Source organism: Pseudomonas sp. GL-B-19 (assembly GCF_019956415.1).
Lineage (GTDB): Bacteria > Pseudomonadota > Gammaproteobacteria > Pseudomonadales > Pseudomonadaceae > Aquipseudomonas.
The window spans coordinates 72,156-82,833 of sequence record NZ_JAHBDK010000027.1 but is presented as its reverse complement, the minus strand read 5'-3'; the positions used below and the strand labels follow the sequence as shown (position 1 = coordinate 82,833).

Below are 10,678 nucleotides of genomic sequence, written 5' to 3'. Positions count from 1 at the left end.
GGTTAAGATCTTTCGTCTCAACCGAGGCGCGCATTCTACAGCAGCCTCTGTTGCTGTCAAGCGGTTATTTTCAGAAGTTTTCAAAGTTTCCTTTGTAACTTCAACCACTTGCGCTTTCGATCTCTCGTCAGCGGGAGGCGAATTCTACAGCGTTACACGCTGCTGTCAACACCTCTTTTTCAACTCCTTTCGGGCTTCGATGAACTGAAACCGCTTGCTGCCGAAAACTGCGTAACTCTTTGTTTACCAAGGAGTTTTCCGTTTCGACTGCGCTGGAAGTGGGGCGAATTATAGACACCCAGAATCTGCCGTCAACCTTTAATTACGCCTTTCGTACAGACGGTGCCTTTTTAGCCACTAAACGCGGGATTCGACGGGTAACTACCGGTATACGCAGCACTAATAGCAACACCCCTATAGAGGCATACACCACCCACTCCTTCAGGTCGGCACGGACGATCCACAACATATGCAGCAACCCAAGCCCGAGAATCACATAGACCAGGCGATGCAGCTTCTTCCAGCGAGCGCCCAAACGCCGCTGACTGTAGCGATTGGAGGTCACCGCCAACGCCAGCAAAAACAAGAATCCCAATGTACCGACAATAATGTACGGCCGTTTGCGCAACTCAACACCCAGTTGCGACCAGTCGAACCCAAGGATGAACGCCGTATAGCCGCTTAAATGCAAAACCACATACGCGAAGCACCACAAACCGATCTGTCTTCGCACCGCAATCCACCCCCCCCACCCGGTGAGTTTTTGCAGGGGCGTCAAGCTGAGGGCAATGAGTAGCAGAACAAGCGTACCCAACCCCAACCGGTCAACCAGCACCTTGCCCGGATCAGGCCCCAGCACATCCGCCCACGCCTGATACAACCAGAGTAGCGGCCACACCGCTGCCGCAATGAAGACGCCAATATGCCAAACCGGAAAACGCATCAGTAGTTCTTCCGCAAATCGAGCCCTGTATATAGAGAGGCGACTTCATCCGCGTAGCCGTTGAACATCTGCGTGTCCCGCACATTCGGCTTGAACAGACCACTGGGCAGACGACGCTCCCGCGCCTGAGTCCAGCGCGGGTGATCAACCATGGGATTCACATTTGCGTAAAAACCATACTCATCCGCAGCAATGCTCTGCCATGTCGTTTTCGGCTGCTCGCTGACCAGACTGATACGCACAATGGATTTGATGCTCTTGAAGCCGTACTTCCAGGGCACCACCAGGCGTAGCGGCGCTCCATTCTGATTAGGCAGTTCACGCCCGTACATGCCTACCGCAAAAATCGCCAGCGGGTTCATCGCTTCATCCAGACGCAGCCCTTCTACATATGGCCAGTCAATCAAGGCAAAGCCTGACCGCTGCCCCGGCATACTCTTGGGATCTTCCAGGGTTTCGAAACGAATGTACTTCGCCTTTGAGGTCGGCTCGACTTGCTTGAGCAAGGCCGAGATGGGGAACCCGATCCACGGAATGACCATCGACCACGCTTCAACACAGCGAAGACGATAGATCCGTTCCTCTAACTGGTAAGGCTTCATGAAGTCTTCCAGCGTATACCGCCCCGGCCTGCCCACCTCTCCATCCACCACCACGCTCCACGGCTCAGTCTTTAACGCCCCCGCATTGGCAGCAGGGTCGCCTTTATCAGTACCGAACTCATAGAAGTTGTTGTAGTGGGTCGCATCTTTGAAGGGCGTAATCGCTTCGTCCTTGACGGCGACCGCACCCCATTTAGTAGAAGGAAGCTTTTCGGCAAACCAGGAAGGCGCCTTGCCAGGCTCGACATCCGCATAGCGCGAAGCCTCCTCGGCACTCGCCCAGCGCGGCAAGCTACTGAAAGCCAAACCTGCAACGGCGGCACCGAGAACATTACGACGAGATAGATAGAAAGATTCAGGCGTGACGTCCGACTCATGGCAGTCAGACGCTTTGGGTACTTTGATCAGCATGGCAACTCCGCAGCTTTGGAGAACAGATGCACCAATAGACTGCGGAGTATGGGGGAAATTACATCACTCGGCGTTTTTGTGCCGACGAAGGCGCAACAGGTATTGCACCGGGCCGGAGGCCGCGTAAGCGAGGAAAACCAACAACAGAATGCGTGGCGGATCGCTGAAGACCACAGCAAACACCAGCACCACCGCAAGGATCGCCACAAAAGGTACGCGCCCTTTCAAGTCCAGTTCCTTGAAGCTGTTGTACTTGATGTTGCTAACCATCAGCATGCCGGCAGCCGCAACCATCAGCGCAACCAGGAAGGACATCTTCGATCCCTGAATGCCGTAGTCGCTGAACGCCCAGACAATCCCGGCAACCACACCCGCCGCCGCCGGACTGGCCAGGCCGATGAAGTAGCGCTTGTCCGCGGTGCCAACCTGAGTGTTGAAGCGCGCCAGACGCAACGCCGCACCCGCCACATAAATGAAGGCAACCATCCAGCCGACCTTGCCCATATCACCCAAGGCCCAGCCAAACGCCAGCAATGCCGGCGCAACACCAAAGGCGACCATGTCCGACAGCGAGTCGTACTCGGCACCAAAAGCGCTCTGGGTATTGGTCATGCGCGCCACGCGGCCATCGAGACCGTCGAGCACCATCGCGACGAAAATCGCGATCGCGGCGAAAGCAAAGTACTTGCTCGCATTGACCGAATCACCGGCACTCAACGCCGCCTGGGCGCTCATCGAGTTGATGATGGAGTAGAACCCTGCGAACAGGTTCGCAGTGGTGAACAGATTCGGTAGAAGATAGATACCACGATGCCGGACTTTGCGGCCTTCAGCGTCATGCCCTTCTTCGATATGTTCATCGATGGGCAGCAGGCTTTCGGCGTCAGAAGCCTGGTTTGGCTCTTCGGGGCGTTCGCTCATGGACATTACCTTGCAACAGGATGGAAAGTTTTCGACAGGTGTCTGGGACGACGGTTCGGCCACAAACGATGCAGCTTTATACCAGAAGCGGCGATCCAAACGAAAAAACGCGGCCTAGGCCGCGTTTTCCGTACAAGGGCGTGACTTAGTTTTTGGCTTTGTCGACGATCTTGTTGGCACCGATCCACGGCATCATGGAGCGCAGTTGCTCGCCGATGATCTCGATACCGTGAGCAGCGTTGTTACGACGCTTGGCGGTCATCGAAGGATAGCCGGTTGCGCCTTCGCTGATGAACATCTTGGCGTATTCGCCGTCCTGAATACGTTTCAGGGCGTTGCGCATGGCCTGACGGGACTCGGCGTTGATCACTTCCGGACCGGTCACGTACTCGCCGTACTCAGCGTTGTTGGAGATCGAGTAGTTCATGTTGGCGATACCGCCTTCGTACATGAGGTCAACGATCAGTTTCAGTTCGTGCAGGCACTCGAAGTAGGCCATTTCCGGCGCGTAGCCAGCTTCAACCAGGGTTTCGAAACCAGCTTTAACCAGCTCAACAGTACCGCCGCACAGAACGGCTTGTTCGCCGAACAGGTCGGTTTCAGTCTCGTCCTTGAAGGTGGTTTCGATGATGCCGGTACGACCGCCACCAACGCCAGCAGCGTAGGACAGCGCAACGTTCTTGGCGTTGCCGGAAGCGTCCTGATAGATAGCGATCAGGTCAGGGATGCCGCCGCCTTTGACGAACTCGGAACGCACGGTGTGGCCCGGTGCTTTCGGCGCGATCATGATCACGTCGAGGTCAGCGCGCGGAACAACCTGGTTGTAGTGAATCGCGAAGCCGTGGGAGAAGGCCAGGGTGGCGCCTTTCTTGATGTTCGGCTCGATTTCGTTCTTGTACAGGGCAGACTGGAACTCGTCCGGAGTCAGGATCATGACCAGGTCGGCAGCTGCAACAGCGGAAGCAACGTCAGTCACTTTCAGGCCATGAGCTTCGGCTTTGGCAACAGTGGCCGAACCTTTACGCAGACCAACAGTCACGTCAACGCCGGAATCTTTCAGGTTGCACGCTTGAGCGTGGCCCTGGGAACCGTAACCGATGATGGCAACTTTCTTGCCCTGGATGATGGACAGGTCGCAGTCTTTTTCGTAATAAACTTTCATGAAATTCCCCTATGTATCCAGGCCGTTCAGGCCATTCGCTAATTTGGTTTAGATGCTGAGTACTTTGTCGCCGCGGGCAATACCGGTTACGCCGCTACGGACGGTTTCCAGAATCGACGCAGTGCCAATGGACTGAATGAAGCTGTCGAGCTTGTCGCTGGTACCGGTCAGTTGAACGGTATACACGCTGGCGCTGACATCGACGATCTGCCCACGGTAAATATCGGTAGTGCGCTTGATCTCGGCACGCTGGGCGCCGGTGGCCTTGACCTTGACCAGCATCAGTTCGCGCTCGATGTGAGCACTCTCCGACAGGTCGACCAATTTGACCACTTCAATCAGCTTGTTCAAGTTCTTGGTGATCTGCTCGATGACTTCATCGTGGCCAACGGTGGTCAGCGTCAGACGCGACAGAGTCGGGTCTTCGGTGGGTGCCACGGTCAGGCTTTCGATGTTGTAGTTGCGCTGCGAGAACAGGCCGACTACACGAGACAGAGCGCCCGGTTCGTTTTCCAGAAGCAAGGAAATAATGTGTCGCATGATTAAGTACGCTCCGTCTTGCTCAGCCACATATCGCGCATGGAGCCGTCTTTGATCTGCATCGGGTAGACGTGTTCGCTGGTGTCGACTGAAATATCCAGCACCACCAGGCGATCCTTCATGGCGAACGCCTCCTCCATCTTCGACTTCAAATCTTTCGAGTCGGTGATGCGCACGCCAACGTGACCATAGGCTTCTGCCAGCTTGACGAAGTCAGGCAAGGATTCCATGTAGGAGTGCGAGTGTCGGCTGCCGTAACTCATGTCTTGCCACTGGCGAACCATACCCAGAACGCCGTTGTTCAGGATCACGATTTTGACCGGCAAGCCATATTGCAGACAGGTGGACAGTTCCTGAATGTTCATCTGGATACTGCCCTCGCCCGTCACGCAGACAACGTCGGCATCCGGGAAGCTCAACTTGATGCCCATGGCCGCCGGAAAACCGAAGCCCATGGTGCCCAGGCCACCGGAGTTGATCCAGCGGTTCGGCTTGTTGAACTTGTAGTACTGCGCCGCGAACATTTGGTGCTGACCCACGTCGGAGGCCACAAAGGCATCGCCATTGGTGACTTCGCACAGGGTTTCGATCACGGTCTGCGGCTTGATGACGCTGCCGTCGCCCTTGTCGTAAGGGAACAGGCCGCGATCACCGCGCCATTCGTCGACCTGCTTCCACCAGCTGGCAACGGACTCCTTGTTCGGGGTCTCGCCGATTTCCTTGAGGATCGCGACCATTTCGGTCAAGACGCTCTCGACCGGGCCGACGATAGGCACGTCTGCCTTGATGGTCTTGGAAATCGAAGCCGGGTCGATGTCGATGTGAATGATCTTGGCATTCGGGCAGAACTTGGCCGGACCGTTGATCACACGGTCATCGAAACGTGCGCCGACCGCAAGGATCACGTCGGCATGGTGCATCGCAAGGTTGGCGGTGTAGCTGCCGTGCATGCCGAGCATGCCGATGAACTGACGGTCGGTGCCAGGGTAGGCACCCAAGCCCATCAGGGTATTGGTCACTGGCAGGTTGAGCATCTTCGCCAATTCGGTCAGCGGCGCGGAGCCACCACCCAGAATCACACCGCCGCCGGCGTACATCACTGGACGCTTGGCCGCCAGGAGCATTTCTGCCGCCTTGCGGATTTGCCCGGAATGACCGCGAACGGCCGGGCTGTAGGAACGCAGCTTGGCTTTCTTCGGGAAGATGTATTCGAACTTCTCGGCCGGGTTGGTCATGTCTTTCGGAATATCGACAACGACCGGGCCCGGACGACCGGATTGCGCCAGGTAGAACGCTTTCTTCATGACTTCCGGGATTTCTGATGCGTGCTTGATCATGAAGCTGTGCTTCACGATCGGCCGGGAGATACCGATCATGTCGGTTTCCTGGAACGCATCAGTGCCCACCATGCTGCTAGGCACCTGGCCGGAAATGACCACCATCGGAATGGAGTCCATGTAGGCCGTGGCAATACCGGTGATGGCGTTGGTTGCGCCCGGGCCGGAAGTCACCAGTACCACGCCGGCTTTACCGGTGGCACGGGCATAACCGTCAGCCATATGGGTCGCAGCCTGCTCGTGACGAACCAGGATGTGGGTCACTTCCGGTTCTTTGAACAGGGCATCGTAGACATGAAGAAGAGCACCACCCGGGTACCCGTAGATATATTTGACGCCTTCGTCACGCAAGAAGCGGACGAGCATCTCACCGCCAGATAAAAGCTCCACGTTGTTCACCTCTAAAACGCCAGAATACCGCCCACAAAAACGGGGACGGGTCTTAATAGGTTTACTTCTCAGCAGAGCATGAGCGACGGTGGTCGCCGACTACGTCAGCACTGACTGAGCAAGTATTGGGATCGTCCCAAGTGTTGCGGGCCTTTCCCACCCAGCGCGAGGTAACGCGTTGCGGGTGTAACAAGTCGGCGCGGATGTGCGCCTCATGATCTGCTGAGTGGGTCTGCTTCTGGCAGTCCCTCTACAGCGGACTTTGGATTCTTCTGTTTCGTCCTCTGCAAGTCAAGTCGTCAATGTGCTTTATTGAAGTAAGCACATGAGAAAGCAAGAAAAAATCGCCAAACAACGACTGTGTTAGCTTCGATTGCGCAACTCAAGACTAGGAAATGGCATGCGAACGATCTTCTTCACGGTCAGCCTGCTGATCAGCCCTTTATGCATGGCGGGCCAGATCTACAAATGGGTCGATGTCCAAGGCGTGACTCACTTCGATTCACAACCACCCCAAGGACAGGAAGCCGCCACCCTGGTGACGCCCTCCTCTTCTGCCAGCAAACCGGACACGCTGCCAGGCAGCAGCGCCATCGGTAATCAACAGGACATCGACAACACCGTAAAAAAGCAGGTCGCCGAGCAGCAAGCTCAACTCAACGCATTTTGCGTGCAGGCGCGGACGAACCTGGCTCGACTGCAAAACAATCCGCGACTTCGGGAGGATGTGGACGGCGAGATGCGCCGCCTGACCGACCAACAACGTCAGGAGCGCATCAGCGAAACACAGAAACAGATTGCGGATAACTGCTGTAGGAGCCGAGCTTGCTTGCGATGAGGGCATAGCACTCAACAGATTTGTTGAATGTTTCACCGCTATCGTCGGAACGCCGCCCGGAGCAAGCTTGGCTCCTACAAAGGATCGGAGTTAGCGGGAGGCAGTGATCAGCAGGTCGAACTCTTTGAGCAGCACTTGCAGCTGCCGATCCTTGCCTTGGACATTGCGCCCGGCGAAGACCATTTCGGCCATTTCCTGAATGCCCGAAGCGTTAGGCAGCGGTAAATCCTGTTCCAGGATCATCTTCATGCGCGGCAAGAAGATCCATTGCAGCCACTGCTCGAAATCCAGCGTATCGACAGAAAAAGGCTCGACACTGGAAAGCGCTTCAGCGGAGGGCGACACATCATCCCACCAACCCTGCACGCGCAGTTCACGCTCAATCAGCAGCAACTGCTCGGCAATCTTCGGGAAACGTGAGTCCATCACAGCGCTACCTTGGCCTTCTGACGGGCCAATGCTGCGCCGGCAGAATCACCTTGTTTGTCACGCGCCTGGGCAATCAAATCCCAAAGGCTGGCTTGAAGATCCGGACGGCCATTGGCGAACGTCAGACCACGACGAGCGAATTGTTCAGCCTGCGCGGCATCCCCTTGAGCCATGCGCACCTGAGCCAGGCGATAAAGCACTTGCGGCTCACGCGGCGCGACTCGCTGAGCACGCTCCAGACTGGACGAAGCACCGTTGAGGTCGCCGCTTGCCTGTTGCTGCTGAGCCGTGGTCAACAACGCCAGCACCGGACCATCCAGCTGCTCGTCGGCTGACAGACCGCCAGCGCTCGCCGAAGGAATTCCGCTCGGCGTCGGCGGCATGCTGTAACTGCCCTGATTGATCGGTGCTGACTGGACCGGCGACGTGTCGATCGGCCCAGGAGTAATCGGGCCCGGCGTAATTGGCGAGGTACTGATCGGCGCAGAGGTGGCGGCGCCGCCACCCGGGACCATCACCACTACACCGGTGTCGCCTTGCGGAATCGCCTGGGTTTGGGATTGGGTTTGCGCTTGCGCAGGACGCTTCACAGTCGACTTGCGAAAGCCACCATTCGCCGAAATCCGCTCACTGTTGGACACAGCCGTGCCGGCATCCTCAACCGGAATCGAACCACGTTGTACGGTGGAGCAACCGCTGAGCAACGCCACGGTGACAACTGCTGGTATCAACCACTTGTTCACTTGAATCCCTCTTTGCTTAATTCATCCAGCCCTTGACCCAATCCATCACCGTTTCACCGGAAGCAGGGCCTTCGCCACCACAAGCCGCACCGGGAGGTGGTTCGCTGCCGCGAATATACGGCATCTGTACAGCGCCTGGGCAGCCCGCATCGGAGCCTTGCCCGGTACGCGAATCGACCCAGGCTTGAACTACGTTGTCCGGCTGCGGCATGTCCAGCGGCAGCGGATCGGCCTTACGCATGAAACTGGTCCAGACCTGCAGGGCACCGGTGGCACCCGTAAACGGCGTCTTGCCGTTGTCATCGCGGCCCAGCCAGACCACCGCCAGCAAGTCCTGACTGAACCCGGCGAACCAGCTGTCCCGGGAATCGTTACTGGTACCGGTCTTGCCGGCCAGGGTCAGGGTCTTGGGCAACACGTTATAAACCGAACTGCCGGTACCTTCACGCATGACCCGCTGCATGGCGCTCTGGATCAGGTAAATGGACGCTGGGTCAAAACGCTGCTCGATCTGGAACGGATAGCGCTTGAGCGGTTCGCCTTCGGCGGTCAATACGCTACGAATCCCACGCATCGGCGTATTGAAACCACCGTTGGCGAGGGTCTGGTACATGGTCGCCACTTCAATCGGCGTCATGCCACCTGCGCCCAGCAACATCGACGGGAACGCCGGAAATTCGCGAGTCACGCCCAAGCGAGCCAGGGTTTTGAGGACATTCGGTACACCCATTGCCAAGCCGAGACGCGCGGTCGACAGGTTGTAGGAATGCGCCAGCCCCTGATACAGGAAAACCGTACCGTGGGAACGGTGATCGTAGTTCTGCGGTTTCCAGACCTGACCATCCGCGCCTTTGACCGAGAAGGATTCGTCCGACAGCCAGCTGGTCAGAGTGTATTGAGTGGGTTTTTCAAGAGCCGTCAGATAGACCGCCGGCTTGATCAACGAACCGATGGGGCGTACCGCGTCCAGTGCACGGTTGAAACCGGCAAAACTGGCCTGACGGCTGCCGATCATGGCCTGGACCTCACCGGTTTCCGGGTTGGTCACGACCATGGCCGCTTCAACTTCATCGGAACCCTTGCGACCGGACAGACGCTTGAAGGTGTCGTTGACGGAGGCTTCGGCTTTCATTTGCAGAATCGGGTCGAAGCTGGTGAAGATCCGCAGCCCTTCTTCGGTCAAGTCTTCGTCGCGGTAGTCTTCGCGCAACTGGCGTTTAACCAGATCGATAAAGCCCGGGAACGAACTGTCGGCCAGCTTGCCGCGGGTTGTCACACCCAGTGGCATTTTCTTCGCGGCAGCGACCTGCTCAGCGGTGGCGACGCCTTGTTGTTCAAGGACATCGAGTACCAGATTGCGTCGCTCCAGCGCTCGCTCAGGATTGCGACGTGGGTTGTAATAGGATGGCCCCTTGACCATCCCCACCAACATGGCAACTTGATGCAGTTTCAGTTCGGACAACGGCTGCCCGAAGAAGAACTGGCTGGCCAGACCGAAACCGTGAACCGCGCGCTGACCGTCCTGACCGACGAACACTTCATTGAGGTAAGCCTCAAGAATTTCTCGTTTGTCGTAATGCAGCTCAAGCAACATCGCCATCATGGCTTCGGTGAGTTTGCGCGACAGGCTGCGTTCACTGGTCAGGTAGAAGTTCTTGACCAACTGTTGTGTCAGCGTACTGCCGCCCTGGGTCATCTTGCCGCCAGAGGTGTTGACGTAGACGGCTCGGACAATCGACTTGGGTGACACGCCCCAGTGGCTATAGAAATCCCGGTCTTCCACGGCAACCAGGGTTTCCAGCAGATAAGGCGGCACCTGATCGAGTTTGATCAGGATGCGGTCTTCCAGGTTTTTCGGGTAAATCCCGCCGATCATCAGCGGCTCCAGCCGCACTACCGAAAGCTTCGAACCGTCGGTCGCCGAGAGCTCCGCTACATAGTCACCGGAGAACCGTACGCGCACGGGCTGGGGCTTTTCCAGGCCTTCATAGAACTGGAAGCCACGGGTGTTCAAATCGACGGTATTGCCGTTGACCGACGCAGCGCCCGGGCCGTTGCTCACGCTTTCACGTCGGTAGCCCAAAGCGTCAAGCTCTGTGAGGAAGTCATCCTTGCTCAGCTTCTGGCCGGTGAACAGCTCAAGCGGGCGCGCATACACCTTGGCCGGGATAGTCCAGCGCTTGCCGGAGAATTTTTCCTGGACGATAGCGTCGAGGTAAACCGCGAATCCGGCGAGCACGACGAGGCCGACCAGACTGAGTTTAAGGGCCCAGCCCAGCCACGGGCTCAGGCCCCTGGAAGGTGGTTTTTTTGGAGTGCGGGGGGATCGAGTACGAGTCATGGCGGCGGATTATACGCACTT

At 57.2% G+C, this 10,678-nt stretch carries 10 protein-coding genes; 1 reads left to right on the top strand and 9 read right to left on the bottom strand.

Annotation, left to right across the window (positions count from 1 at the left end; genetic code table 11):
• Positions 1–322: 322 nt before the first annotated feature.
• The 6 genes from msrQ to KGB06_RS11695 all read right to left on the bottom strand — a co-directional run bounded on the left by msrQ (position 323) and on the right by KGB06_RS11695 (position 6,306).
• A complete protein-coding gene (msrQ, locus tag KGB06_RS11720) occupies positions 323–943 on the bottom strand; it encodes a protein-methionine-sulfoxide reductase heme-binding subunit MsrQ (protein WP_223515704.1) in 621 nt (206 codons plus the stop codon).
• Positions 943–1,956: a protein-methionine-sulfoxide reductase catalytic subunit MsrP gene (gene msrP, locus KGB06_RS11715; protein WP_223515701.1), complete on the bottom strand. Its 1,014-nt coding sequence runs from the start codon at positions 1,954–1,956 to the stop codon at positions 943–945. The genes msrQ and msrP overlap by 1 nt, the downstream gene beginning before the upstream one ends.
• Positions 1,957–2,019: 63 nt before the next feature.
• A complete protein-coding gene (gene pssA / locus KGB06_RS11710; protein ID WP_007948646.1) occupies positions 2,020–2,877 on the bottom strand; it encodes a CDP-diacylglycerol--serine O-phosphatidyltransferase in 858 nt (285 codons plus the stop codon).
• A 145-nt stretch (positions 2,878–3,022) separates the two neighbouring features.
• Complete coding sequence (ilvC, locus tag KGB06_RS11705) at positions 3,023–4,039, bottom strand: ketol-acid reductoisomerase (protein ID WP_007948647.1); 1,017 nt, start codon at positions 4,037–4,039, stop codon at positions 3,023–3,025.
• Between the two features lie 48 nt (positions 4,040–4,087).
• A complete protein-coding gene (gene ilvN, locus KGB06_RS11700) occupies positions 4,088–4,579 on the bottom strand; it encodes an acetolactate synthase small subunit (RefSeq protein ID WP_003176102.1) in 492 nt (163 codons plus the stop codon).
• 2 nt (positions 4,580–4,581) lie between these two features.
• The gene (locus KGB06_RS11695) at positions 4,582–6,306 is read right to left on the bottom strand and encodes an acetolactate synthase 3 large subunit (RefSeq protein WP_223515699.1); all 1,725 of its coding nucleotides are present in this window, start codon (positions 6,304–6,306) and stop codon (positions 4,582–4,584) included.
• 400 nt (positions 6,307–6,706) lie between these two features.
• Here KGB06_RS11695 and KGB06_RS11690 point away from each other — a divergent pair, with 400 nt between their 5' ends.
• Positions 6,707–7,144 carry a DUF4124 domain-containing protein gene (locus KGB06_RS11690; protein WP_223515696.1) on the top strand — a complete coding sequence of 146 codons (438 nt, stop codon included), beginning with the start codon at positions 6,707–6,709 and terminating at the stop codon, positions 7,142–7,144.
• Between the two features lie 90 nt (positions 7,145–7,234).
• Here the strand turns inward: KGB06_RS11690 and KGB06_RS11685 are convergent, their stop codons facing one another.
• From KGB06_RS11685 to mrcB, 3 genes are read right to left on the bottom strand one after another with little or no spacing between them, the layout of a single operon-like run.
• Complete coding sequence (locus KGB06_RS11685; protein ID WP_223515693.1) at positions 7,235–7,570, bottom strand: YqcC family protein; 336 nt, start codon at positions 7,568–7,570, stop codon at positions 7,235–7,237.
• Positions 7,570–8,316 (bottom strand): tetratricopeptide repeat protein, encoded by a 747-nt coding sequence (locus KGB06_RS11680; RefSeq protein ID WP_223515690.1) that lies wholly within the window; start codon positions 8,314–8,316, stop codon positions 7,570–7,572. The genes KGB06_RS11685 and KGB06_RS11680 overlap by 1 nt, the downstream gene beginning before the upstream one ends.
• 16 nt (positions 8,317–8,332) lie before the next feature.
• Positions 8,333–10,657 carry a penicillin-binding protein 1B gene (gene mrcB, locus KGB06_RS11675; protein WP_223515688.1) on the bottom strand — a complete coding sequence of 775 codons (2,325 nt, stop codon included), beginning with the start codon at positions 10,655–10,657 and terminating at the stop codon, positions 8,333–8,335.
• Between the last annotated feature and the right edge of the window lie 21 nt (positions 10,658–10,678).

Coding starts and splice junctions, on each gene's coding strand:
- KGB06_RS11685 (WP_223515693.1), bottom strand. CDS start 7,570: ATGGACTCACGTTTCCCGAAGATTGCCGAGCAGTTGCTGCTGATTGAG.
- ilvN (WP_003176102.1), bottom strand. CDS start 4,579: ATGCGACACATTATTTCCTTGCTTCTGGAAAACGAACCGGGCGCTCTG.
- pssA (WP_007948646.1), bottom strand. CDS start 2,877: ATGAGCGAACGCCCCGAAGAGCCAAACCAGGCTTCTGACGCCGAAAGC.
- msrQ (WP_223515704.1), bottom strand. CDS start 943: ATGCGTTTTCCGGTTTGGCATATTGGCGTCTTCATTGCGGCAGCGGTG.
- KGB06_RS11690 (WP_223515696.1), top strand. CDS start 6,707: ATGCGAACGATCTTCTTCACGGTCAGCCTGCTGATCAGCCCTTTATGC.
- msrP (WP_223515701.1), bottom strand. CDS start 1,956: ATGCTGATCAAAGTACCCAAAGCGTCTGACTGCCATGAGTCGGACGTC.
- mrcB (WP_223515688.1), bottom strand. CDS start 10,657: ATGACTCGTACTCGATCCCCCCGCACTCCAAAAAAACCACCTTCCAGG.
- ilvC (WP_007948647.1), bottom strand. CDS start 4,039: ATGAAAGTTTATTACGAAAAAGACTGCGACCTGTCCATCATCCAGGGC.